Raw genomic sequence first — 24038 nt, 5'->3', positions numbered from 1 at the left:
GGGATGGCCGACTCATTCGCCCGCGTTGAACTCCTTCAGCCACGACTTGAGGTCGGGGCCGAGGTCTTCGCGGTCCGAGGCGAGCTGCACGATCGCCTTGATGTAGTCGAGTTTGTCACCGGTGTCGTACCGGCGTCCACGGAACACGACGCCGTACACGCCGCCGGTCCACTCCTCGGCGCTCGCCATCTTCATGAGCGCGTCGGTGAGCTGGATCTCGCCGCCCTTGCCGGGCTCCTGCTTCTCGAGGACGTCGAAGACCTCGGGGCGGATGACGTAGCGGCCGATGATCGCCAGGTTCGAGGGCGCCTCGCCCTGCGGGGGCTTCTCGACGAGCCCGGTGATCTTCACGACGTCGTCGGTGTCGGTCGGCTCGACCGTGGCGATGCCGTACAGGTGGGTCTGCGACTCGGGGACCTCGAGCAGCGCGACGATCGTGGCGTTCTTCTCGCCCTGGACCTCGATCATGCGCTTGAGCAGCGGGTCGCGGGCGTCGATGATGTCGTCACCGAGGAGCACGGCGAACGGCTCGCGGCCGACGTGCATCTTCGCGCGGAGCACCGCGTGGCCGAGGCCGAGCGGGTCACCCTGGCGCACGTAGTGCATGTCGGCGAGGTCCGTCGACTGGTTGACCTTCTGCAGCTTCTCGTGGTCACCCTTCTTCTTGAGGGTCTCCTCGAGCTCCGACACGTGGTCGAAGTGGTTCTCGAGTGCGTTCTTGTTGCGGCCCGTGATCATCAGGACGTCGGTGAGTCCTGCGCCGACCGCCTCTTCCACCACGTACTGGATCGCTGGCTTGTCGACGACGGGGAGCATCTCCTTCGGCATCGCCTTGGTCGCGGGGAGGAAGCGAGTGCCCAGCCCTGCTGCTGGGATCACCGCCTTGGAAATCTGGAAGCCCATACCCCAGACCGTATCCGATCCGGGTTTCCGGGGCATGTCGTCGCTCCTGGGGACACGGCATCAGCGCGTTACCCGGCGGGAAGCCGCAACGGATGCGCTCGGTAGACTCCTGCGCATGATCGCTGATCTCGGGAACGAGAAGCGCGCCCTTCGAGCCGAACTCCGGCAGCGGCGGCGCACCCGGACCACGACGGAACGCGACGCGGACAGTGCGGCGCTCACCGCGACCCTGCAGCGCTTCGCCGAGGAGCGCCAGGTCACCTCGCTCGCGCTGTACCTGTCGGCGTCGGACGAGCCGAACGTCCGGCCGTTCCTGAACTGGGCGTTCGCGCACGACATCCGGGTGCTCCTGCCGGTCACGCGCGAGGACGGCTTGCTCGACTGGGCCGTCGGCGACGGTGAGAGCGAGACCGAGGGCATCTTCGGCATGCCGGAGGTCGTCGGCGAGGTCCTGTCACCGATCGCCATCAACGACGTCGACGCGATCCTCGCCCCCGCGGCTGCGGTCGGGCACGACGGCGTCCGGATGGGTTGGGGTCGCGGCTACTACGACAAGACCCTCGGGTCCATGGCGAAGCGCCCGCCCGTCTATGCTGTGATCTTCGACGCGGAGTACCTCGACGAGGTCCCGCGCGAACCCCACGACGAACCCGTTGACGGCATCATCACGCCGTCGCGCATCATCACGTTCCGGAGCTGACGTGCCCACCTACTCGTACCGTTGCACCGAGTGCGACAACGCGTTCGACATCAAGCAGTCGTTCTCCGACGCCACCCTGACCGAGTGCCCGGTGTGCGGTGGTGTCCTGCGCAAGGTGTTCTCCCCCGTCGGCGTGACGTTCAACGGCGGCGGCTTCTACCGCACCGACTCCCGCCCGGCGCCGAAGTCCGAGGGCTCGTCGAGCACGCCGGCCAAGTCGGAGACGAAGTCCACCCCGGCCAAGACCGAGTCGAAGCCGAGCACGCCGAAGCCCAGCGCCTCCTGACCACGAGCACTCCTCGCCGATAGGTTGTTGGGGTCGCCGTCCGGCGACTGTCCTCGACCGGAAGGAGTCCCGTGAAGGGCTTCAAGGAGTTCCTGCTCCGCGGCAACGTCATCGACCTGGCCGTCGCAGTCGTCATCGGTGCTGCGTTCACCGCGATCGTCACCGCGATCGTCACCAGCCTCATCAACCCCCTGATCGGCGCGGTCTTCAACGCCTCGAGCCTCGACAAGGCGCTCATCGTCCACATCCCGACGGTCTCCGGCGGGGACGCGAAGATCCTGTTCGGCGCGATCATCGGCGCGGTGCTCAACTTCGTCATCGTCGCCGCGGTCGTGTACTTCGCGCTCGTCGTGCCCGTGAACCACCTGAAGAAGGTGGCGTTCGAGCGCGTCAAGAACGACGAGGAGCAGACCCCGCAGGACGTGCCCCCGACGGACGTCGAGGTGCTGCTCGAGATCCGCGACCTGCTCCGATCCCAGAACGGTGTCTCCACGAGCACGGGGACCGGCGCGCACATCGCCCCGAACACCGCTCCCGAGGGCCCCGGCATCGGCGGCTCGACGAAGCTCTAGCAGGGTCGTCCCCGCCGAAAGCGCCGCGATCGCGCCCCTCCACGGCCATCGCGCCCCGACTCTTCGGGGCGCGATGCCCGTGGAGGGGCGCGATCGTGCGCTACCGGCTGCAGCCGGCGTCACGCTGCGGCAGGGGGCGCGTCAGGCGGCCGTGACCGCTCGCCGCTTGGCGAACATCGCGACGGCGTACTGGATGCCGGCGAGGACGTGGCCCACGGTGCCGAGGTAGACGAAGACCAGTGCGACGACCCGCACCCACGGCGCGTTCTCGTCGACGGCGTGCACGGCCGAGAACAGCAGCACCGGCAGGCCCACGAAGAGCAGCGCGGAGCGGATCTTGCCGGTCCACGTGACGTCGAGGTCCGGGTTGCCGTGGAACAGCACGCTGGAGAGCACCACGAGCACCAGGTCGACGAGCACGACGACGGCGACGACCCACCACGGCAGCAGGCCGGTCAGCACAAGCGACAGCACGATCGCGATGATGGCGAGTCGGTCGGCGACGGGGTCGATCGCCTTGCCGAGCTTCGAGCCCTGGTCGAACTTGCGTGCGATGAAGCCGTCCGCCCAGTCGCTCACGCCGATGACGACGAGTGCGACCAACGCCCAGCCCGGGTGTCCGGCGACGACGAGCCACACGAAGACCGGGATCAGCAGCAGCCGGAACAGCGAGATCAGGTTCGGCCAGGTCTGCCAGTCGGGGCGCTCCCGCACGGTGTCAGTCATCGCAGGCCAGGCTACCTGCTACCAGTGGGGCGGGACGTCCGCCCGGAGACGGACATCGTTCTCGCCGGTTCCGTGCCGCGCCGGCTCCGGCGCGGGGGTGGGGTCCGAACCCGGCACCGGCTGGGTGGTGACGCGTCTGCGGCGCCGCACCGGGCCTCCCGACAGGGCGTCCGTGTCGCGTTCCGCAGACGCTGACCGGACGGGAGGCGCGGCTGACGACGCGTCGTCGGCTCGCGTCCACGTGCCCACCAGCTGGTCCGTCGCCGGCGTCACCGGACCGGCGGGCCGGGAGGCCCGCCGACTCGGCCGGTCGGTCATCGGCGTGCGGGGCCGATGGCGGGCACGCGGGGATCGAGATCCTGCGTGTTCATCGGCGTGCGGGGATCGGTGGGATCGAGATCTCCTGCGTGGCGCCACGGTCGACACCGAGCACGGCTGCGACGGTGTTCGCGACGCGGTCCGGGTCGGAGAACAGCTGGAACGCGTGCACGCGGACGTAGTGCCATCCGAGTCGGCGCAGGACCTCCGGGCGGAGGCGGAGCGACTCGCGCAGCGACCCCTTGACCAGCGACGCGTCGGTCTCGATCGTGACGCAGACCCCGCCGTGCGCGGCCACCAGGCCGAGCTTGCCGCGGTGGCCGAGCGCGACCGGGATGCCGCGCATCTCGAGTCGGCGGGCCAGGTCGACGAGCAGCGGGTCGGAGTCGTCCGGCACGTACTCGGCGGTGGTGCGCGCACGCACCTCGGCCAGGATCTCGGCGAGGGCGACGGTGCCGTGGCCCATGCGCTCGGCCTCGATGTCGGACGGCTGGAAGCACGTCACGATCACCATCGAGCGGCGCGCACGGGTCATCGCGACCGCCAGCAGCCGCTCACCGCCGGGCTTGCCGAGCGGACCGAAGTCGCGCAGGACACGGCCGTGCGGGGTGCGGCCGTAGCCGATGGAGAACACGACGCGGTCGCGGCTCTGCGCCACCGACTGCTCGAGCGTCGCCACGATGAACGGCTCGGCGCGGTCGCCGATGACGAACTCGGTCAGGTCCTTGTGGCCCTGCGCCGCGGTCAGCACGGCCTGCTCGACGCGCACGGCGTGCTTCGCCGAGGCGGTGATGACCATGAGCGACTCGGACGGGCGGGTGCGGGCGTGGTCGATGACGAGGCGCACCACGCGGTCCACCTCGGCGTCGACGCTCTCGACGGCGCCGGACTCGGGGTCCGGCACGGCCTTGCCGTCGCTGACGTAGTCGAGCGCGATCGAGCCGTGCCCGAGGAACGAGCCGGCCCACGGCAGCGACTCGATCTTGCCGCCGTAGAAGCGACGGTTGACGAGCTCGGCCAGGTCCTCGCCGCCGGCGCGGTACGACCGCGAGAGCGACAGGGTCGGCAGCAGCGTGGAGAGCTTCGCCAGGGCGGAGTCGGCGTGGAAGGCGTCGAGGGTGCCCTCGTCGACCTGCAACGCACGGTGCTCGGGGTCGACCGCGATGCGAAACGGCGACGGCGTCTGCGTGACCGGGTCACCGAAGACGACGGTCTGGCGCGCACGACGGACGGCTCCGACGGTCTCGGCGATGGTCACGGCGCCGGCGTCGACCAGGATCACGGTGTCGAACGGCATCGTGTCGGCGATCTGCGACACCTCGTACGGGCTCGCGAGCCACACGGGCGCGATCGACCGGGACAGGTGCGGTGCGGAGTCCTGGAGCAGGCGCGAGGTGATCGCACCCTCGCGCAGCTGGGTCTTCAGCGCGGTGGCCTCTTCCGGCCAGTCGACGAGTCCGACCTTCCAGTTCTCGGCGAGCTGCCACGCCAGGCCCTGGGAGACCCCGGCCGCGTGGGCGTCGTCGACGAGGCGGAAGTCGGCCTCGACCCGGTCGAGCATGTCGGTGTTCGCGCCGAGCAGGGCCCGGTCGGACTCGAGCATCGTCTCGAGGGCGGACTGCCACCAGGCGAGCTCGAGCTCGGCCGGCACCTGCAGGTCCGGCACGTGGCGGTTCGCCAGGTCGGTGATGAGCGGCTCGAGCTGCAGGTCGCGCAGGGTCTGCATGAGCTCGGTGCGCTCCTGCAGGTTGTGCAGGACGTCGGACTCGGCCGCGAGCTCGGCGATGGTGGGGAGGAGCTGGTCGACCGGGGTGTTCGCGAGCTGACGGTCGCGGTCGGTCCGGCCGAGCGGCTCGTCGAGCCGCGCGAGGTCCTCGGCGACGTTCGAGAACAGCACCTGCACGTCCGCGATGCCCGTGGGCACCTCGGGGTTCACGCCGGCCGCGACGTAGCGCTGCCACAGCACGCGCTGCTGCTGCACCCGGGTCAGGGCCTCGTGCAGGTCGGAGACGTGCACGCCGGGGCGGACGTACTCACGAGCGAGCTTCTTCAGGCGACGGCGGTTCGTCGACGACATCGGAGCGCCCTCGCCACGTGGGGCGGTGGCGGCGACGAGCTCCGACACCGAGCGGTCGAAGACCACCGGCAGGAAGCGGTCGAGGGTGTCACGGATCTCGGTGAGCAGGCGCAGGTAGATGCCGAGCTCGTTGATCGTCGTGAACTGGCGCATGTGCGTCGAGCTCACGAGGTCGTGCGCGCGGCGGAGCAGCGTCGGCAGCCCGTCGGAGTCGAGGTCCTTCGCGATGCGGTGGGCACGCTGGGCGCCGTCGCTGGTGGAGAACTTCGCGCCGTACCAGGGCGAGTCGTCGGGGCCGTAGCGGAACTCACCGAGGTTGGCCGCGCTGACCATCGTCTCGGCGACGCGCGAGCGCCCCTCGACCATGGACGCCACGGACCGCTTCGACAGCCGCGCGGTCGTCGACGGCGGGACCGGCAGGAGCGACAGCCGCGAGAGCTCGACCAGGCAGTCGAGCACCGAGACGCCGAAGTCGGCGTCCTTGCGGGTGAGCGAACCGCGGTAGTCCTTCAGGACCTTGCGGAGCCGGACGAGGGCGTCGTCGACCTCGCGCAGGTTCGGACGGGCCGCCTTCTCGTTCCGGGCGATGGCACGGACGACGTCACGGCGCAGGGTCGACGGTGTGACCGCGACGCCGGGCAGCTGGACCTCGCCGAAGCGCGCGGCGATGCCCCGCAGGGTCGCACGGCGCGGGCTCACCACGAGGACGCGCTTGTTCGCGGCGACCAGGCCGCCCAGGGCGTTCACGATCGTCTGGGTGCCGCCGGTGCCGGGCAGGGTCTTGACGACGATGGAGTTGCCGGCCGCGATCTGCGCGATCACGTTCTCCTGCTCGTCGTCGGCGTCGAGCAGCAGGGTGTCGGTCTCCGGGCTGCGCTCGTCCGACGGGGTCTGCTCGACCGGGTGGTACGACTGCTCGACCTGCCACTTGGCGCTCGGGTTGCCGGCCAGGGCGTCGAGCACGGGGTGGGACAGGTCGCCGGTGTCCTCGACCAGGCCGGTCGCGACCTCGGCGAACGTGGAGACCACGAGCCGGGCGTGCACGGAGAAGCCGGGGATGTGCGCGGTCAGGCCACGCAGCCGGTCGATGACGGGGTTCGGCGTGAACGAGCCGTCCTGCTGCGCGAGCGCCACGAAGGACTGCGCGTCGAGGATGACGCCGAACTGCTCGTGCAGGGCATCGGCGAGACCCGGGTTGAGCACCGGTTCGCCGAGGAGCCGGACCTCGAAGTCACGGCCGTGGCGGCGGATCGCCAGCGGGCGCAGGAGCACCGGGCCGCGGAACTGCTCGTCGCCGTGCTTCCAGTCGGCCATGCCGATGCCGAGCTTCACGGCGTCGATCCCGCGCACGGTGGCGAGCTCGGTGCCCTTCGCCTCGACCTGGCCGGCAGCGACACGAGCGGCACGGAGCGCCACCTCGTCGCGGATCAGGCTGGACAGCAAGGTGGTCTTGCCGGTGATGAACTGCGCGAGGCCGCCCGGGTGCGTCGTCGACAGTTCGATGCGCGCGCGGGGGTGGTCGCTGAAGTGGGTGAGCGGACTCGTCCCGCCGACGCCGGTGAGCTGGCCGCGCCAGCCGTCCCACGTCGGTTCGGCCGCGTTGCCCGCCTGCAGCCGGGGATCGCCGAGGCTGATCGCCTGCGGGCTGGTCAGCTGCAGTTCCGGGCGGAGCGTGCGGTCCGGTTCGTCGTCGGTCCGGTCCTCGTCCACGTCCTGCTGCTCGTCTCGGTCGTCTCGCTCGTCGCGGTGGTCTCGCTGACCGCGGTCGTCTCGCTCGTCGTCGGGGCGCTCGTGGGCACCCTCGACGGGGACGTCGTCGTTCACGTCGTCCTCACCGTCGGTCACCCTGTCCGCTCGCCACACATCCGACACTGTAGGCGGGAACGAGCGCCCTCTCTGGCAATGAACCGAGGTTTCGGGGTTTCCGGTGCACGGTGAAGCGCTCGGGGCCCGCGCCCGACGCGTCCGATGTGGTACCAACGGGACATGGCCATCGACGACCGCACCACCCCGTCCGCCCCCACGCCGAACCGGCGTCGATCGGTCCCCGCCGAGATCTCCCGCTCGTGGCTGCTCGTCTCCGGCACCGCGACCGACCGGTTCGAGAAGTCCCAGCGGTCCCGCGCCGACCAGATCATCCTGGACATCGAGGACGCCGTCGACCCCGCAGCCAAGCCCTCGGCACGGCAGGGCGTCGCCGCGTGGCTGGCCGGAGGCGGCGAAGCCTGGGTCCGCATCAACGACGTCACGACCGACTTCTGGGCCGACGACGTCGAGGAGCTCCGCGGCCTGCCCGGGCTGCAGGGCGTGATGCTCGCGAAGACCGAGTCCCCGGCCCAGGTCACCGACACGTGGCACCGGCTCGGCGGCCAGACCCCGGTGATCGCGCTGGTCGAGTCGGCGCTCGGCATCGAGGAGTCCGTCTCGATCGCGCGGGCCCAGGGCGCGTTCCGACTGGCGTTCGGCTCCGGCGACTACCGCCGCGACACCGGCACGAGCGCCGACACCCTGGCGATGGCGTACCCGCGGTCGAAGCTCGTCGTCGCCTCGCGCGTCGGCGACCTGCCCGGCCCGATCGACGGCCCGACGGTGGGGTCGTCGCACCCGATCCTGCGCGAGCAGTCCCAGGTCGCGGTGTCGCTCGGCCTGACCGGCAAGCTCTGCCTGGACACCGAGCAGCTGCCCGTCATCAACGAGGTCATCTCCCCCACCCCGACCGACGTCGCCTGGGCGCAGGACTTCCTCGACGACTTCGAGGCCCGCGGCAAGGTCATCCGCGACGGTTCCGACCTGCCCCGCCTGGGTCGGGCGCAGAAGATCCAGCGGCTCGCACAGGCGTTCGGCGTCGAAGCGCGGTAGGACTGCTCCCATGACCTGGTCCAACGTCCCCGGCGGTCCGCCGCAGTCCTCGCCCGGCCCCCAGGACCCGCAGCGCGCGGCCTGGGAGCGCAGCGGCACCACGTTGTTCCCGCCGGCGAAGCTCGCCGACCGGATCTCCACCGTGCTGCTCCTGGCCTTCGGTGCCGTGATGACGATCGTCACCGCCGTCGTCGGCATCATCGCGGTCATCTCGGCGACCGCGACCTGCGATGCCTCGGCCGGGTGCTCGCCCGGCGGGTACATCGGCGGCACGGCCATCGCCGTCGGCGGCGCGTTCGTGATCGGCGTCGCCACGATCGTGCTGGCGATCGGCGCGTGGATCCGCCGGAAGTCGTCGTGGTGGATCGCCGCGGTCGGCTTCGTGCTCGCGATCGCCGTGATCACGTGGGGCGGGGTCGTCTTCGCGAACGCCGCCGACGACGAGACCGCGTCGTCCTCGGTGTCCGCGAGCGCCTAGCCCCGTCGCGCACCCGCGCCTCGCCGGACCGACTCTGAACGACACGACCGACGTCGTACGACAACGAGTTCGTCGTTCCTTGCGACCGCAACCAGTTGCGCGCGCGCAGCAGCGACACCGTCGACGTCGTACGACGTCGACGGTGTCGCACCGCGTCGCGTGGGCAGAGGCGACGCGGCGACGGACGGGAGGCCCGTGGCGGACACGGCCACGGGCCTCCCGTCCGACACGGCGTAGCGTCCACGGCATGGTGACGGTGTCGCGGACGACGGTCGCGGTGGTCGGTGGCGGCCCCGCCGGGGTCGCCCTCGGGCTGCTGCTCGCCCGGGCCGGCATCGCCGTGCGCGTCGTCGAGCAGCACGACGACTTCAACCGGGACTTCCGGGGCGACACCGTGCACGCCTCGACGATCCGGCTGCTCGACGAGCTCGGCCTCGGCGAGCGCTTCCGGGCCCTGCCGCAGTCACGGCTCGACGACTTCTCCCTGCCGATGCCCGACGGGTCACGACTGCTGCTCGGCGACTTCTCACGGCTCGATCCCCCGTACGACCACGTGGCGATGGTGCCGCAGTGGGACCTGCTCGACCTGCTCGTGACCGCTGCCCGGCAGGAACCGTCGTTCGACATCGCGATGGGCCGCGCGGCGACCGGGCTCATCGAGGAGAACGGCACCGTCACCGGGGTCCACCTCCGCACGCGCGACGGCAGTGGCGAACCCGAGGAGCTCCGCGCCGACGTCGTGATCGCGTGCGACGGACGGAACTCGGTCCTGCGCCGGGCAGCGGGGCTCGTGCCGAGGGCGTTCCCGGTGCCGTTCGACACCTGGTGGTTCCGGCTCCCCCGGCGGTCGGGCGACGCGGCGAGCGCCCTGACCCCCGCGTTCTCGGGGAAGGACGTGCTTCTGAGCTTCCCGCGGCCCGACTACCACCAGGTCGCGTACTTCGCCCCGAAGGGCTCGGACGCGACGCTGCGGGCCCAGGGCATCATTGCCTTCCGGGAGCGGGTGGCCCGGCTCCGTCCGGACGTCGCCGACCGGGTCGACACGATCGGGTCGATGGACGACGTGCACGTGCTCGACGTCCGGATGGACCGGTTGCGGCGGTGGTGGCGGCCGGGGCTGCTGTGCATCGGCGACGCGGCCCACGCGATGTCGCCCGCGGGTGGGGTGGGGATCAACCTCGCGGTGCAGGACGCCGTGGCGACGGCCGCGATCCTGGTTCCGTCGTTGCAGCGTGGGCTCCGTGGTGCGGGGCTGGACGGTGCGCTGGCCGCGGTGCAGCGTCGTCGGAGGCCGCCGGCAGTGGTCGTCCAGTCGGCGCAGGCCGTGCTGCACCGCGTCGTGTTCGAGAGGGCCTTCGCCGGGCAGCTGCAGGACGGGCCACCGCTGCTGCCCGTGCTGCTCGCCCGGTACGTGCCGCCGTCACGGGGCCTCTACGCCCGGGGCATCGCGTTCGGGCCGCTGCCGGAGCACGCGCCCAGCTGGGCGCGGCGCTGAGCGACCGACGCAGAACGGAGTGGGTGCGGTGGACGGGACCGGACGGCGGACGGGAGGCGCGGGCGGGGCCGCCACGGGCCTCCCGGTCGGCGGGCGGTCACCACCACTGCGCGACGCACCCTGTGCGCGACCGCGCACCCCCGGCGCATGCTGGGGCCATGAAGCAACGAGTCATCGGAGACGTGTCGGTCAGCGCCATCGGTCTGGGCGGGATGCCCATGTCGATCGAGGGGCGCCCCGACGAACGACAGTCCATCGCGACCATCCACGCCGCGCTCGAGAACGGTGTCACGCTCATCGACACCGCGGACGCGTACCACCTGGCCGCCCACGACGAGGTGGGGCACAACGAGGAGCTCATCGCCCGGGCGGTCCGCGAGTTCCACGGCGACACCGAGTCGATCCTCATCGCCACGAAGGGCGGCCACCTGCGACCGGAGGCCGGCGCCTGGGCGCAGAACGGCCACCCCGAGTACCTGAAGCAGGCGGCGAAGGCATCGGCGAAGCGCCTCGGCGTCGAGGCGATCGGCCTGTACCAGTTCCACCGTCCGGACCCCGCCGTTCCGTACGCCGAGTCGGTCGGCGCGCTCGGCGAGCTGCTCGACGAGGGCGTCATCCGGATGGCCGGCATCTCGAACGCGGACCCCGACCAGATCCGGACGGCGAACGAGGTCCTCGACGGACGACTCGCCTCGGTGCAGAACCAGTTCTCGCCGAAGTTCCGGTCGAGCGAGCCGGAACTCGAGCTCTGCGACGAGCTCGGGATCGCGTTCCTGCCGTGGAGCCCCCTCGGTGGCATCGCGAACGCCGCCGACCTCGGCACCGCCTACGAGGACTTTGCCTACATCGCACGCGACCGCGGCGTGACCCCGCAGGTGATCGCGCTCGCGTGGGAGCTGCAGAAGAGCGACGTGGTCGTCCCGATCCCCGGGGCCTCGCGGCCGCAGTCGATCCTCAACTCGCTGACCGCACCGACCGTGAAGCTGCGGCCGGAGGACGTCGCCCGCCTGGACGCGTCGCAGCCGGCGGCCGTCTGAGGCGTCCCCGGCACGACGACGCCCCGCAGTTCCGGTCGGAGCTGCGGGGCGTCGTGGTGTCGGGACCTGGTGTCCGGCTAGTTGCTCGGGCAGACCGCCGAGACCTCGTTCAGCGAGGACTGCACGTCGGTCTGGGCGTCCTTCGCCTCGGTGGAGTCGCTCGAGCCGCTGGAGGTGAGCGCCGAGGCGTACTCCTTCGCGTCCTCGGTGAAGTCCTCGAAGGCATCGTGGACGTCGTCGTTGGTGACCTTCGGCAGTGCCGCGTCGAGACGGTCGGTGAACTCGCCGACGAGCTTCGCCCGTGCTGCGGGGTCCGCCGGTGCTGAGGACGACGTCTGCTCGGCGATGAACGACTTGAGCTCGTTCTCGACCAGGGCACACGCCTCGGTCTTCGTCTGCGCGGGCGCAGCGGCCGAGGTCTTCGACGGTGCGGACGTCTTCGACGTCTCCGCCGAGGCGCCGTCGTCGGTCGAGCCGCCGTCGCCGGACGAGCCGCCGGAGCAGCCCGCAAGCAGCGCCACGGCGACGAGCGCCGTGGTCACCGCGGTGAGGGTGCGACGCATCAGGAGTTGCACTCCTTCTGGAAGGCGTTGCCGGCGTCCTGCACCTTGGTGCTGGACTTCGTGAGCGCCGAGACGTCGGCCGACTGCGGGTCCTTCGCGATGTCCTCGATCTGGTCGACGAGGTCGCCGTAGGCGTCCTCGAAGGCCTCGCCCTTGTCCTGCAGGGCGTCGTCGGACAGGTCGTCGACGCCGTCGGAGATCTTCTCGTCGAGCTCCTTGAGCTTAGTGACGGCGGCGTCCGGGTCGGACTGCAGGTTCGCGGCTTCGGACTGCACGCCCTCGGCGGCGGACTTGACCGTCTTCTCGAACTGGGTGCACTGGTCGGCCTTCGACGGCCCGGTCGAGCAACCGGCGAGCAGGGTGAGCGCGAGGCCGGCGGTGGCGAGCGCGATGAGCTTGTTCTTCGGCATGGTGGAGAGTCCCCCTCGATCGGTCCGCACTCCCCCGGATGAGGTGCAGATCCGTCATCGAGCGTACATGGGGCACTCACAGGATGACCGGCCGCCCGGCGTACCGTCGAGGGCATGCGCGCCATCACGTTCGACGACACCACCATGTCCGTGACCGACCTGCCCGACCCGGTGCCCGCCGCGGGTGAGGTGCTCATCGAGGTCGCCGCCGCCGGGGTGAACAACGCCGACCTGCAGCAGCGCGCGGGGAACTACCCGCCGCCGCCCGGGGCCTCGGAGATCCTCGGGCTCGAGGTCTCCGGCACCGTCCGGGCCCTCGGCGAGGGAGTGACCTCGGTGGCCGTCGGCGACCGCGTGTGCGCCCTGCTGTCCGGCGGCGGCTACGCCTCGCTCGTCGTGGCTCCCGCGACGCAGGTGCTGCCGGTCCCCGACTCGGTCGACCTGGTCGAGGCTGCCGGCCTGCCCGAAGCCGCCTGCACCGTGTACTCGAACATCGGCATGCTCGCCGGACTCCGCCCCGGGCAGACCCTGCTCGTGCACGGTGGCACCGGCGGCATGGGCTCGCACGCCGTCCTGTGGGCGAAGGCCCTCGGTGCCACGGTGATCGCGACGAGCGGCGGTGACCGAAAGGTCCAGGCGTCGCGTGACCTGGGTGCCGATCTGGTGGTCGACCACCGCACCGAGGACTTCGTGGAGCGCGTGCTCGCGTTCACGGACGGCGTCGGGGTCGACGTGGTGCTCGACGTCGTCGGACCGTCGTACCTGGCGCGGAACCTGCAGGCCCTCGCCCCCAACGGGCACATCGCCGTCATCGCCTCGGGCAGCGGCAGCACCGCCGAGCTCGACCTCGGCGCGCTGATGCGGAAGCGGGCGTCGATCAGCGGGACGACCCTGCGCGCCCGGCCGCTCGCCGAGAAGGCCGCGATCGTCGCCGCCGTCCGTGAGCACGTCTGGCCCTTCGTCGCCGACGGCAGCGTCCGACCGGTGATCGACACCGTCCTGCCGCTCGCCGAGGTCGAGGAGGCGCACCGGAAGGTCCGCGACGGCGAGGTCGTCGGGAAGGTGCTGCTGACGCTCTAGGCGCGCGGGCGGGCTGCGCCCGGGTCGCGGAGCTGGCCGGTCGACGTCGCGCCCCGCTGCGGACACTGCGCCCCCGCACACCGGGGCGCGATGGCCGGCGCGGGGCGCGGGGCGCGGTGCTCGGCTGCCACGGCTCCGCCGGAACGGTCAGGCGTGGACGCGGGAGAGGAACTCGACCAGCGCCGGGTGCTGCGGGGCGTCCAGGACCTCGGCGGGGACGCCCTGCTCGACGACCTCGCCCCGGTGCAGGAACACGATCCGGTCGGCCACGTTCCGTGCGAAGTGCATCTCGTGCGTGGTCATCAGGATCGTCGACCCCTGCCGCTTCAGCTCGGTGACCAGGTCGAGCACCTCACCGACGAGCTGGGGGTCGAGGGCGCTCGTGACCTCGTCGAGCAGCAGGAGCTCGGGGTCGGACGCGATCGCCCGGACGATGGCCACACGCTGCTGCTGGCCGCCGGAGAGCCGGTCCGGGTAGGCGTCCGCGAACTCCGCGAGCCCGATCCGTTCGAGCAGCCGACGCGCGGTCGCCTCGGCCGCGGCCCGGCCGACGCCGTGCACCTGCCGTGAGGCGAGCGTCACGTTGTCGAGCACGCGCATGTGCGGGAACAGGTTGAACTGCTGGAAGACCACGCCGATCCGCGCACGGACGCCGTCGACGGCGATGCGGGGATCGGCGATGTCGGTCCCCTGCAGCAGGATCTCGCCGTCGTCGATGCCCTCGAGCAGGTTCACCGTCTTGAGCAGGGTCGACTTGCCCGAGCCGGACGCCCCGATGACGCAGATGACCTCGTGGCGGTGCAGCGTCAGATCGATGCCGCGCAGGACCTCGTGCTCGCCGAAGGCCTTGCGCAACCCGCGCAGTTCGAGGACCGCAGCGTCCGCACCCGACGCACCACGGGCCTCCTGGCCGACCTCGCTCATACGGTGCCTCCGATCTGCTCGCGCCGCTGCTGGCGGCGCGCGATCGCGTCCGTGACGCGGATCAGCGGCAGGCTGATCACCACGAACAGCAGCCCCGCGACGAAGTACGGCGTGAAGTTGTAGGTCTCGGCCTGCGCGATCTGCGCCGAACGGACCGCGTCGACAGCGCCGAGGATCGACACCAGGCCGACGTCCTTCTGCATCGAGACGAAGTCGTTCATCAGTGCCGGCGTGACCTTGCGGATCGCCTGCGGCAGCACCACGAGCCGCAGCGTCTTGGCGTGCGAGAGCCCGAGCGACCGCGCGGCCAGACGCTGCGAGGGGTGCACCGCCTCCATGCCGGCACGCAGGACCTCGGCGATGTACGACGAGTACGTCAGGACGATCGCGATGGTGCCCCAGACCTCGGCGGGCAACCGCGGGAACACCCCGAGACCCGGGATCCCGTAGCCGACCAGGTACAGCACGATGATGAGCGGCAGGCCGCGGAACAGGTCCGTGTACCCGGTCGCCAACATCCGCAGCGGGAAGAAGACCGGGTTCCGCAAGCCCCGCACCACTGCGAGCAGCGTGCCGAACACGGCGACGCCGATGGCACTGAAGAACAGGATCCGGACGTTCAGCCAGAGGCCCAGCAGGATGTCCGGGAAGGTGTCGATCGCGGTCTGCGGGTCGAAGAACGACTGCTGGACCGCTGCCCAGCCGGGAGTGTTCACGACGCCGAAGTAGGCGATCGCGATCACCACGAGCGTCGACACCACCGACAGCACGATCGACCGGCGTCCGCGCTGCCGGCGGTAGAGCCGCCGCTCGGCCTCGACCTGGCTCGGCGCGGCTGCGGCGACCGGGGTACCGGCGCCTGCTGGCACGGTCATGCGGTTACTTCAGGACCGGGGTGTTGGTCTCCGAGGAGAGCCACTTGGTCTGCAGGTCCTCGAGCGTGCCGTCGTCCTTGAGCGTCTTGAGCGCCTTGTCGACCTTGCTCGTGAGCTCCGAGCCCTTCGGCAGGACGAAGCCGAACTGGTCGCCCGTGCCGTCCGACGGGAACTGCGCCGACACCGTGCCGTCGTCGAGCTGCGCTGCCGCCATGTAGAACGCCGTCGGCAGGTCGGTGACGATCGCGTCGATCTGGCCCGACTTCAGCGCGAGCACGGCGTCGTCGTTCGAGTTGAAGACCTGCGGGGTGATCCCGAGCACGCTCTTCACGCTGGCGATCGACGTCGAACCGGTGGCGACGCCGATCGCGTCCTTCTTGAGGGCGGCGATGCTCGTGTCGTCGACGGCCTTCGAGGTACTGGTCGTCACCACGGCCTGCGTGGTCGTGTAGTACGCGCTCGACATGTCGACGGCCTTCTTGCGCTTCGCGTCGATCGAGAACTGCTGGACGTTGAGGTCCCAGTCCTTCGGGCCCGGTGCGATCGCGCTGTCGAAGGTGCTGCGCTTCCACACGACGTCGGACTTGCCGTAGCCCATCTCCTTCGCGACCGCGTACGCCACGGCGGACTCGAAGCCCTTGCCGGACTCCGGCTTGTTGTCCTCGATCCACGGCGAGTACGCCGGCTCGCCGGTGGCGATCGTCAGCTTGCCGTCGGTGACGGTGCCGTCGTCGTTGCTGCCGCTGCCGGCAGCGCACGACGTCAGGGCGAGGGCGGCGACCGCAGCTGTTGCGACGGCGAGGGTGAAGCGGAGGGATCGGGTCACGGTCGGGCCTTCGTGCGAGGGGGTGGGGGCAGGTCGAAGTGTACTTCGCGGTGGGATACCAACGCGAAACGGTGTCGCGGTGCTACTCGGCCTCGTCGGCCATCGTGAAGTCCTCGAACGAGAACCCCGGCGACACGAGGCAGCTCAGCAGCACCTCGCCGTCGTTCGGGATCGTCCGCTGCCACACACCACCGCGCACGAAGGCCTGCGCGTCGTTCACCCGGTCACGTCCGGCGTCCGGCCCGAGGGTGATCCGCGCGCCGGGCTCGGGAGCATCGCCGGAGCCGCCGAGTTCGAGCTCGACGGTGTCCGGACCGTGCCACATCCAGATCTCGTCGCTCGACACCCGGTGCCAGGCCGAGGCCTCGCCCGGGGGCAGCAGGAAGTGGATCAAGGTCGCGGCGGGGCGGTCCCCCGCGGGCGTCGTCACCGTGGCCGGCGAGGTCCAGGTGCGGACGTACCAACCACCCTCGGGGTGCGGTTCCATGCCGAGGGCGATGGCGCGCTTCGGCACGTCGAGCCACTCGATCAGTTCGCCGTCGACGGTGCGACGGGCGGCCATGCCGGGGCGGGGTGCGGTCTCGGTCATGATTCCTCCACAGGGATGACAGGGCGGGCAGGGCGGTCGGGCGACGACGTGGGCACGCCGGTCAGCGCGCCGTCGACGGCGCGGACGACCCCACGGATGACGGTGGCGGCTGCCCGACCGGCACCGTCCTCGACGAGCTCGGCGAGTGCGTCGGGCACGGTCCGGGCGTCGACGTCGAAGACGGCCAGGTCGGCGCGGGCACCCACGGCGAGGTGGCCGATGCGGTCCGGTCCGACGGCGAGCCCCATGGCGTGCGCACCGCCGAGCGTCGCCGCCGCCAGGAGCCGCTCGTGCAGGTCGCCGTGCCCGTAGCCCTGGGCGCGGGCGATCCGGTGCAGGGCGGTGACGTCGGCCATCAGGTCGAGGGACGGCGACGACGACAGCGAGTCGGTGCCGATGGCGACCGGGCTGCCCTCGCGCAGGTAGTCGGCGACGGGCGGCGGGTCGAGGCCGATGACGGCGTTCGACCGCGGACACAGGGCGACGGCGGTGCCACGGGCGCGGAGGAGCGCGCGGTCGGCGGCGGTCATGTAGACGCCGTGCGCGATGTGGCAGTCCGGCCCGAGCACGCCGAGTCGGTCGACGAACGCGGTGGCGCTCGCCCCGAACCCGAGGGCTCGCAGCGCCCGGAACGAGGGCACGTTCGCCAGGTGCCAGTCGTTGCCGTGGCCGACGCCGTCGACACCGTCGAAACCGGGGACGGGTCCGAGGGCGACGCGCTCCCCCTCGAAGGCCGCTTCGCCGAGGTGCAGGTGCAGTCTGAGTCCGCGCTGCCGGACGATGTCGGGGAGTTCGAGCAGGGGCGCGACCTCGAGCGAATAGGGCGCGTGCGGCGACAGACCGGCGCCGGGGGTGGTCGGGATCCGGGCGAGTTCGTCGAGCACCTGGTCGCGGCCGTGCGACTGCCAGGCGTCGTTCTCCCAGTCCATCACCTCCCAGTAGGCGATGCCGCCGAGCCCGGCATCCTCGAGCGCGGTGGAGGCCTCGATGTCGGTGACGATGTCCGCGATGCTCGTCACGCCCGCGCGGATCGAGGCTGCGGCACCAGTGGCTGCTTCGGCCCGCCAGTCGTGCGGTTCGGCGTAGTCCTGGTTGAACGCGGACGCCCAGTCCTCGAAACCGTCGTACTGACCTCGGCCGACACCGTCCATGCCGGTGTACTGCAGGTGCGAGTGCGCGTTGACGAGGCCCGGCAGGAGAGCTCCGCGCCACTGCCGTTCGGTGAACGTCGCACCCGAGCCGGAGAGCTGGTCGACGACCCAGGACCGGTCGCCGACGTGCAGGATGCGGCCGTCCTGCACGGCGACGGCGCCGTCGGCGATCGGGGGCGCGGTCATCGGCACGACGACGCGCGCCGAGTGCACGACGACGGAGTGGTCGGCACGAGGGTGCGCGGCGCTCGGGCGCGCGGTGCTCGGGCGCGACTCGCTCATGCGGGGTCTCCGAAGCGACGCGTCCGGACGTCCGGGTCGCGGTCCGCCGGGTCTTCGGCAAGGCGGACGGGAGGAACGGGGCGCGCTCCGAACGCGGCGAGCGCCGCGCGGGCGGTCGCGTCGTCGACCGCGGGATCGATGGGCACGACGGCTCGCTCCAGTTCGTCGCCGCGCTCCAGCAGCATGCGGACGGCCCCGAGCTGCGCGGCGAAGGACAGGTCCATGATCTCGATCGGGTTGCCCTCGGCCGCCGTGATGTTGATGCAGCCGCCGCGATCGAGCACGATCGGTCCGCCCTCGGCGTCGGCGAACACGAGGCGCTCGGCCTTCGGACCCACTGGCCGCAGTCCGGCTCCGGCGGCGCGGGCGTCGTCGAGCGCGACCTCGTGGTCGACCCCACCCGCGACGGCGACGACGGCCCCGTCCGCGCACGAGCGCAGCACGCGCAGGTCGATGGTGTCAGCGACCCCGGTGGCGCTCACCACGAGGTCGGCGGCCTGCACGGCCTCGGCGAGCGGCGCGACGGCGTGGCCGGCGAACAGCGCCTGCAGGGCGCGCACCGGGTCGGTCTCGGCGACCGTGACCCGGAAACCGAGGGCGGCGAGCACCAACGCGACCCCCTCGCCGACGTGCCCGAACCCGGCGACGACCGCCGCGCCTCCCGAGATCACTCGGTGTGTACCGGACGGGAGGCCGTCGACCAGGTCGAGCACGGCGAACACCGTCGACTGCCCGGTGCCGTACCGGTTGTCGAAGAACGTCTTGGTGCGGGCGTCGTTGACGGCGACCACCGGGATGCCGAGCTCGCCCCGCGACGCCATCACGCGCAGGGGCCGGAGGCCGCTCGTGGTCTCCTCGGCCGCGCCGAGCATCGTCGGCAGCAGGTCCGGACGCTCCTGGTGGGCGAGCCGGATGACGTGGGAACCGTCGTCGAGCAGGATGTGCGGCCGGGTGTCGAGCATCGCGAGGGCGAGCGCCTTCTGCTCCGGCAGCGAGGCCGTGCTGCTCGCGTGCACCGTGAGCCCCGTTGCCCGGAGCGACGCGGCCACGGCGTCGTCGGTCTCGTCGGCGTGCGCGTAGACGACGACCTCGGCACCAGCGTCGCGGAGGAGCAGGCTCAGCACCGCCGTCTTCGGCTCGAGGAACATCGCGACGCCGATGCGGGTGCCGCGGAGCAGTCCGCCGTCGCGGAGTTCGGCGGCGACCGCGCGCGAGACGGGCATCGAGCGTCGTGCCCAGCGCAGCCGGGCGTCGGCGGCCGGGTCGCCCTCGGGGTCGCGGCCGGTGGAGACGAGGAAGACGTCGTCGGAGAGCATCGGGACGCCGAGCACGCCGGGGCGGGCGGTGACGACGGGGCCGAAGGCGTCCTCGTCGACCGCGGGCAGGTGCCGGCCGGCGTCGATCACGATGAGCGTGGCGCCGCGGGGGCGGTCCGCCTCGCGCTCGATGACGGGGGTGGAGTCGTCGGGGGAACCGAGGCACCAGAGCTGGTCGATCGGCTCGTGTTCCGCGGCCGGACGGGCACCGAGTCCGGTGAGCAGGCCGTGCAGCGCCGCGGCGTCGCGGGGGTCGCCACCGACGATGCGGAACCGGCGGGCGGCGACGAGCAGGTTCGTGACCGCGGCGAAGCGTCGGACTGCTGCCGACGCCCAGGATCGCGTCTCGGGGTCGGGTCCTGGCGGCATGCCCCAATCGTAGGGAATGCGCGGGGGTCCGCCGACGTACTCTCTGGGCATGAGCGATGCATCCACGACCGAAGTGTTCGACAAGGTGACGATGTTCGGTGCGGGCTGGTGCCGCGACTGCCGCCGGTCCAAGGCGCTGCTCGACACCCTCGGCGTCGACTACGAGTACGTCGACGTCGAGCAGGACCTGTCGGCGGCCGACCGGGCCGAGGCGATCAGCGGCCGGAAGAACATCCCCGTCGTGGTGCTGCCGAACGGCAAGCACTTCGTCGAGCCGTCCGACGCCGAGCTGCGCGCCGAGCTCGAGGCCTCCGGCGCCGTCTGAGCTGCGGCCGGCTCGGCCGAGACTCGGGCGGGGCGCCCCGAGACTCGGGCTGAGCGACTCGTCTCGGGGCTCTGAGCCCGAGTTCTGTCGCCCACCCCGAGTCTCGGGGCGACGGGGAACCGGGCGGACATCGGATGAATCGGGCATCATGAGGGCGTGATCATCGACGCTCACCACCACCTCTGGGACCCCGCCGACCGGCCGTACCCCTGGATGGACGACTCCGTCGCCCCGATCCGCCGCCGGTTCGACGTGGACGACCTCCGCGCAGCGACGCAGGACACCGGCGTGACACGGACCATCGTGGTGCAGGCCGTGCACGATCCGGGTGAGACCGCCTGGCTCCTCGAGCAGCCCGCCCCCGTCGCGGGCGTCATCGGCTGGGTGGACCTGACCGCGCCGGACGTGGCGGACCGGATCGCCGCCGTCCGTGCGCTCCCGGGCGGCGATCGCCTGGTCGGTATCCGGCACCTGGCGCAGGACGAACCGGACCCGGACTGGCTCGGCCGCCCGGACGTCGCCCGCGGGGTCCGAGCCCTCGCCGGTGCCGGCCTGGTGTTCGACGTCCTCGTCCGAGCGCGGGAGCACGCCGCTGCGCTGGCCCTGGTCGACGCCGTCCCCGACGCATCGTTCGTGCTGGACCACGCCGGCAAGCCGTCCATCGACGGCGGGGACCCGGCCTGGCGCGGACGGATGACCGACCTCGCCGCACGCCCGAACGTGACGTGCAAGGTCTCCGGCCTGTTCACCGAAGCCGGCCCGGAATGGCGCGACCGCCCGGTCGACCGGTACGTGCGCGAGGCGGTGGAGCAGTTCGGTCCCGAGCGGTCGCTGTTCGGCTCGGACTGGCCGGTGTCGACCCTGGCGACCGGGTACGCCGAGGTCGTGCAGCGGACGACGGAGGCCCTCGCCGACCTGTCGACGACCGAGCACGACGCCGTCTTCGGCGGCACCGCGGCGCGCATCTACCTTGTCCCGAGGACCACGCAGACATAGGATGTTTCTGGCTGCATTGGCGCAGCCGGAGAGCGAGGAACGATGCAGTTCGCACGACTCGGCCCGGCGGGGAGCGAGATCCCCGTGGCCATCGACACCGACGGCGAGGTCTTCGACCTCCGCTCGATCACCGGTGACATCAGCGGGGCCTTCCTGGCCTCGGACCCGGTCGGCCGTGTCGACCACGCGCGCAGCGCCGGCGACCTGACGATCATCGGCCGGGACCGGGCCGACGGCATGCGGCGCGGAGCGCCGATCGCACGCCCGGGCAAGGTCGTCTGCATCGGCCTGAACTACCGCGACCACGCCACCGAGACCGGCGCCGACATCCCCACCGAACCGATCGTGTTCATGAAGGACCCGATGACGGTGATCGGCCCCGACGACGAGGTCCTGATCCCCCGGAACAGCACGAAGACCGACTGGGAGATCGAGCTCGCGATCGTCATCGGCCGCACGGCTCGGTACTGCGAGACCGATGCGGAGGCCGAAGCGTCCATCGCGGGCTACGCGATCGCGAACGACGTGTCCGAGCGGGCGTTCCAGCTCGAACGCGGTGGGCAGTGGGACAAGGGGAAGTCCTGCGAGACCTTCAACCCGCTCGGGCCGTGGCTGGTGACGCCCGGGTCGCTCGCCACCGCCGGCCTCGACCCCGCGGCACTCGCGCTCCGGCTGACCGTCAACGGCGAGGTCCGGCAGGACGGCACCACCGCCGACATGATCTTCCGTCCTGTGGAGATCGTCCGGTACCTGTCGCAGTTCATGGTGCTGTACCCCGGTGACGTCATCAGTACGGGGACTCCGGCGGGCGTCGCGCTGGCCGGACACGCGCCCTACCTGCAGCCCGGCGACGTCGTCGAGCTCACCGCTGACGGGCTCGGCTCGCAGCGCCAGACGGTCGGAGCAGCCTGATGGCGGACGCAACCGGCAGCACCGGCGGCACCGGCAGCACCGGCAGCACCGGCGGCACCGGCTCCGGCCGCACCGGCAGCGCCGGCAGCCACGACGGTGTGCGTGCCATCGTCACCGGGGGCGCGTCCGGCATCGGCGCAGCGATCGCCGCCGCCCTGCAGGACCGCGGTGCGACGGTCGCCGTGCTCGACCTCCAGCCGTCGACCGTCGAGGGGTTGCTGTCGGTCCCGTGCGACGTCAGCGACGACGCCTCGGTCCGCACCGCCGTCGCCACCGCCGTCGAGCATCTCGGCGGCCTCGACGTCCTGGTCAACAACGCCGGCATCGGCGCACAGGGCTCGGTCGAGGACAACGACGACGACGAGTGGCGCCGCGTGTACGAGGTCAACGTCCTCGGCGCTGTCCGGCTGTCGCGGGCCGCGCTCCCCCACCTGCGGGCGTCGGGCAACGCGAGCATCGTGAACACCTGCTCGATCGCCGCCACCGCCGGGCTGCCCCAGCGAGCGCTCTACTCGGCGACCAAGGGCGCGATCGCCGCCCTCACCCGCGCGATGGCCGCCGACCACATCCGCGAGGGCATCCGCGTCAACGCCGTCAACCCCGGCACCGCCGACACCCCCTGGGTCGCGCGGCTGCTGTCCACCGCGGGCGACCCGGCCGCCGAACGCGCAGCGCTCGAGGCCCGGCAACCGCACGGCCGGCTCGTGCAGGCGGAGGAGGTCGCCGAGGCGGTCGCCTACCTGACGAGCCCGCTCGCCCGGTCCACGACGGGCGTCGACCTGGCCGTCGACGGCGGGATGCAGGCCCTCCGGCTGCGGCCCGCCTGATGGTCGGGCCGTGACGACCGGGAGGCCCGGCTATCGTCGACCTGTCGGCTCGCGTCCGCGAGCTGGCCGGGATCAGGAGGTGGTGACGTGGCGTCGCTGACCGACGATGCGATCGCACGCATCCAGCAGATGATCGTGAGCGGTGAGCTCCAACCCGGGCAGCGCCTCCCGCCCGAGAAGGAACTGAGCGAGTCGCTCGGCCTGTCCCGGAACAGCCTGCGCGAAGCGGTGAAGGCCCTCGAACTCATCCGCGTGCTCGACGTCCGACGCGGCGACGGCACCTACGTGACGTCGCTGGAACCCGGCGTGCTGCTCGAGGCGGTGTCGTTCGTCGTCGACATGCACCACGACCGGTCACTCGTCGACCTGCTCGAGGTCCGCCGCATCCTCGAGCCCGCGTCCGCCGTCCTGGCGACCGCGCGGGCCTCGGAGCAGCAGATCGACGAGCTCGCCACGCTCATGCAGTCCGTCGGCGAGGACACCGGCGTCGAGGACCTCGTCGCCCACGACCTGCTGTTCCACTCGACGATCGCGGGCATCGGCGGCAACCAGTACCTGTCCGGGCTGCTCGACGCGCTGTCGAGCAAGACCGTGCGGGTGCGGGTCTGGCGAGGGCTGACGCAGAACGGCTCGGTGCAACGCACCCTCGACGAGCACGCCGCCATCGTGGACGCCATCCGACGCCGGGATCCGCAGCTCGTGCAGGCACTCGTGGTGTCGCACGTCGAGGGCGTCGAGCGCTGGTTGCGGCGCTCCCTCGACTGAAACCGAGAACGCGTGCAGGTGGGTGGGTGTTGTGTCGGTCGTCGGCCCTGACTCCGGCAACCATGCCGCGGCAACCGCACCCACGAGGAGGAAACCGTGCTCGGTCTCATCATCAGCTTGATCATCGTCGGACTCATCGCCGGCGCCATCGCCCGGCTCGTCGTCCCCGGCAAGCAGCACATCTCGATCCCCATGACCATCCTGCTGGGCATCATCGGCTCGTTCGTGGGCGGGTTCCTCGGGTTCCTGATCTTCCAGCACGACCCGATGGACGGCTTCTTCCAGCCGGCCGGCATCATCGGTTCGATCATCGGCGCCATCATCGTGCTGATCATCTACATCCGCTTCTCGGGTCGCAGCGCCAAGACCCGCTAAGC

The 24038-nt window shown here is 71.6% G+C and carries 25 protein-coding genes; 14 read left to right on the top strand and 11 right to left on the bottom strand.

The window, feature by feature from the left end; translation table 11 throughout:
* Positions 1–12 precede the first annotated feature (12 nt).
* Positions 13–903, bottom strand: a complete 891-nt coding sequence (gene galU / locus ITJ60_RS08270) for a UTP--glucose-1-phosphate uridylyltransferase GalU (protein WP_123340808.1) — start codon at positions 901–903, stop codon at positions 13–15.
* Positions 904–1018: 115 nt separating this feature from the next.
* Between galU and ITJ60_RS08265 the strand changes: the two genes are divergently transcribed.
* From ITJ60_RS08265 to mscL, 3 genes are all read left to right on the top strand, one after another.
* A complete protein-coding gene (locus ITJ60_RS08265) occupies positions 1019–1603 on the top strand; it encodes a 5-formyltetrahydrofolate cyclo-ligase (protein ID WP_123293363.1) in 585 nt (194 codons plus the stop codon).
* 1 nt (position 1604) lies between these two features.
* Entirely contained in the window at positions 1605–1889 is a 285-nt protein-coding gene (locus ITJ60_RS08260; RefSeq protein ID WP_123293362.1) for an FmdB family zinc ribbon protein, read from the top strand.
* Positions 1890–1960: 71 nt separating this feature from the next.
* On the top strand, positions 1961–2461 hold the full coding sequence (mscL, locus tag ITJ60_RS08255) for a large conductance mechanosensitive channel protein MscL (RefSeq protein ID WP_194647567.1): 501 nt from the start codon (positions 1961–1963) through the stop codon (positions 2459–2461).
* A gap of 141 nt (positions 2462–2602) precedes the next feature.
* Here mscL and ITJ60_RS08250 read toward each other — a convergent pair whose 3' ends face one another.
* Positions 2603–3187: a CDP-alcohol phosphatidyltransferase family protein gene (locus ITJ60_RS08250; RefSeq protein WP_123671537.1), complete on the bottom strand. Its 585-nt coding sequence runs from the start codon at positions 3185–3187 to the stop codon at positions 2603–2605.
* A gap of 367 nt (positions 3188–3554) precedes the next feature.
* On the bottom strand, positions 3555–7427 hold the full coding sequence (locus tag ITJ60_RS08245) for an AAA family ATPase (RefSeq protein WP_194647566.1): 3873 nt from the start codon (positions 7425–7427) through the stop codon (positions 3555–3557).
* Between the two features lie 141 nt (positions 7428–7568).
* Here ITJ60_RS08245 and ITJ60_RS08240 point away from each other — a divergent pair, with 141 nt between their 5' ends.
* The 4 genes from ITJ60_RS08240 to ITJ60_RS08225 all read left to right on the top strand — a co-directional run bounded on the left by ITJ60_RS08240 (position 7569) and on the right by ITJ60_RS08225 (position 11451).
* Positions 7569–8441, top strand: a complete 873-nt coding sequence (locus ITJ60_RS08240) for an HpcH/HpaI aldolase/citrate lyase family protein (RefSeq protein WP_111086303.1) — start codon at positions 7569–7571, stop codon at positions 8439–8441.
* 10 nt (positions 8442–8451) lie between these two features.
* On the top strand, positions 8452–8919 hold the full coding sequence (locus tag ITJ60_RS08235; RefSeq protein WP_111086304.1) for a DUF6264 family protein: 468 nt from the start codon (positions 8452–8454) through the stop codon (positions 8917–8919).
* Positions 8920–9166: 247 nt separating this feature from the next.
* The gene (locus ITJ60_RS08230) at positions 9167–10414 is read left to right on the top strand and encodes an FAD-dependent oxidoreductase (protein WP_194647565.1); all 1248 of its coding nucleotides are present in this window, start codon (positions 9167–9169) and stop codon (positions 10412–10414) included.
* Positions 10415–10572: 158 nt separating this feature from the next.
* Entirely contained in the window at positions 10573–11451 is an 879-nt protein-coding gene (locus ITJ60_RS08225; protein ID WP_123312106.1) for an aldo/keto reductase, read from the top strand.
* A 77-nt stretch (positions 11452–11528) separates the two neighbouring features.
* Here ITJ60_RS08225 and ITJ60_RS08220 read toward each other — a convergent pair whose 3' ends face one another.
* Both ITJ60_RS08220 and ITJ60_RS08215 read right to left on the bottom strand, forming a co-directional pair.
* Positions 11529–12014: a hypothetical protein gene (locus tag ITJ60_RS08220; protein WP_194647564.1), complete on the bottom strand. Its 486-nt coding sequence runs from the start codon at positions 12012–12014 to the stop codon at positions 11529–11531.
* Positions 12014–12424, bottom strand: coding sequence for a hypothetical protein (locus ITJ60_RS08215; RefSeq protein WP_123293354.1), 411 nt, complete (start codon positions 12422–12424; stop codon positions 12014–12016). Before ITJ60_RS08215 ends, ITJ60_RS08220 begins: the two co-directional genes overlap by 1 nt.
* 114 nt (positions 12425–12538) lie before the next feature.
* Here ITJ60_RS08215 and ITJ60_RS08210 point away from each other — a divergent pair, with 114 nt between their 5' ends.
* Positions 12539–13504, top strand: a complete 966-nt coding sequence (locus ITJ60_RS08210) for an NAD(P)H-quinone oxidoreductase (protein WP_194647563.1) — start codon at positions 12539–12541, stop codon at positions 13502–13504.
* A gap of 147 nt (positions 13505–13651) precedes the next feature.
* Here ITJ60_RS08210 and ITJ60_RS08205 read toward each other — a convergent pair whose 3' ends face one another.
* From ITJ60_RS08205 to ITJ60_RS08180, 6 genes are all read right to left on the bottom strand, one after another.
* Positions 13652–14428, bottom strand: coding sequence for an amino acid ABC transporter ATP-binding protein (locus tag ITJ60_RS08205; protein WP_194647562.1), 777 nt, complete (start codon positions 14426–14428; stop codon positions 13652–13654).
* Entirely contained in the window at positions 14425–15303 is an 879-nt protein-coding gene (locus ITJ60_RS08200; RefSeq protein WP_194647561.1) for an amino acid ABC transporter permease, read from the bottom strand. The genes ITJ60_RS08205 and ITJ60_RS08200 overlap by 4 nt, the downstream gene beginning before the upstream one ends.
* A 4-nt stretch (positions 15304–15307) precedes the next feature.
* Positions 15308–16129: an ABC transporter substrate-binding protein gene (locus tag ITJ60_RS08195; protein ID WP_194647560.1), complete on the bottom strand. Its 822-nt coding sequence runs from the start codon at positions 16127–16129 to the stop codon at positions 15308–15310.
* A gap of 82 nt (positions 16130–16211) precedes the next feature.
* Positions 16212–16718 (bottom strand): cupin domain-containing protein, encoded by a 507-nt coding sequence (locus tag ITJ60_RS08190; RefSeq protein ID WP_228509890.1) that lies wholly within the window; start codon positions 16716–16718, stop codon positions 16212–16214.
* A complete protein-coding gene (locus ITJ60_RS08185) occupies positions 16715–18151 on the bottom strand; it encodes an amidohydrolase family protein (RefSeq protein ID WP_416371906.1) in 1437 nt (478 codons plus the stop codon). Before ITJ60_RS08185 ends, ITJ60_RS08190 begins: the two co-directional genes overlap by 4 nt.
* On the bottom strand, positions 18148–19836 hold the full coding sequence (locus ITJ60_RS08180; protein ID WP_194647559.1) for an adenosylhomocysteinase: 1689 nt from the start codon (positions 19834–19836) through the stop codon (positions 18148–18150). The genes ITJ60_RS08185 and ITJ60_RS08180 overlap by 4 nt, the downstream gene beginning before the upstream one ends.
* A 49-nt stretch (positions 19837–19885) precedes the next feature.
* Between ITJ60_RS08180 and ITJ60_RS08175 the strand changes: the two genes are divergently transcribed.
* From ITJ60_RS08175 to ITJ60_RS08150, 6 genes are all read left to right on the top strand, one after another.
* The gene (locus ITJ60_RS08175) at positions 19886–20161 is read left to right on the top strand and encodes a glutaredoxin family protein (RefSeq protein ID WP_194647558.1); all 276 of its coding nucleotides are present in this window, start codon (positions 19886–19888) and stop codon (positions 20159–20161) included.
* A gap of 156 nt (positions 20162–20317) precedes the next feature.
* Positions 20318–21157 (top strand): amidohydrolase family protein, encoded by an 840-nt coding sequence (locus ITJ60_RS08170; RefSeq protein ID WP_194647557.1) that lies wholly within the window; start codon positions 20318–20320, stop codon positions 21155–21157.
* A gap of 42 nt (positions 21158–21199) precedes the next feature.
* Positions 21200–22069 carry a fumarylacetoacetate hydrolase family protein gene (locus ITJ60_RS08165; RefSeq protein WP_194647556.1) on the top strand — a complete coding sequence of 290 codons (870 nt, stop codon included), beginning with the start codon at positions 21200–21202 and terminating at the stop codon, positions 22067–22069.
* A complete protein-coding gene (locus tag ITJ60_RS08160; protein ID WP_194647555.1) occupies positions 22069–22896 on the top strand; it encodes an SDR family NAD(P)-dependent oxidoreductase in 828 nt (275 codons plus the stop codon). The genes ITJ60_RS08165 and ITJ60_RS08160 overlap by 1 nt, the downstream gene beginning before the upstream one ends.
* Before the next feature lie 87 nt (positions 22897–22983).
* Positions 22984–23661 (top strand): FadR/GntR family transcriptional regulator, encoded by a 678-nt coding sequence (locus ITJ60_RS08155; RefSeq protein ID WP_111086323.1) that lies wholly within the window; start codon positions 22984–22986, stop codon positions 23659–23661.
* A 96-nt stretch (positions 23662–23757) separates the two neighbouring features.
* Positions 23758–24036, top strand: a complete 279-nt coding sequence (locus ITJ60_RS08150) for a GlsB/YeaQ/YmgE family stress response membrane protein (RefSeq protein ID WP_123936825.1) — start codon at positions 23758–23760, stop codon at positions 24034–24036.
* The last annotated feature ends 2 nt before the right edge of the window (positions 24037–24038 follow it).

Source organism: Curtobacterium sp. VKM Ac-2884, from assembly GCF_015350945.1.
Classification (GTDB): domain Bacteria; phylum Actinomycetota; class Actinomycetes; order Actinomycetales; family Microbacteriaceae; genus Curtobacterium.
This window is presented reverse-complemented; position numbering and strand designations above follow the sequence as displayed.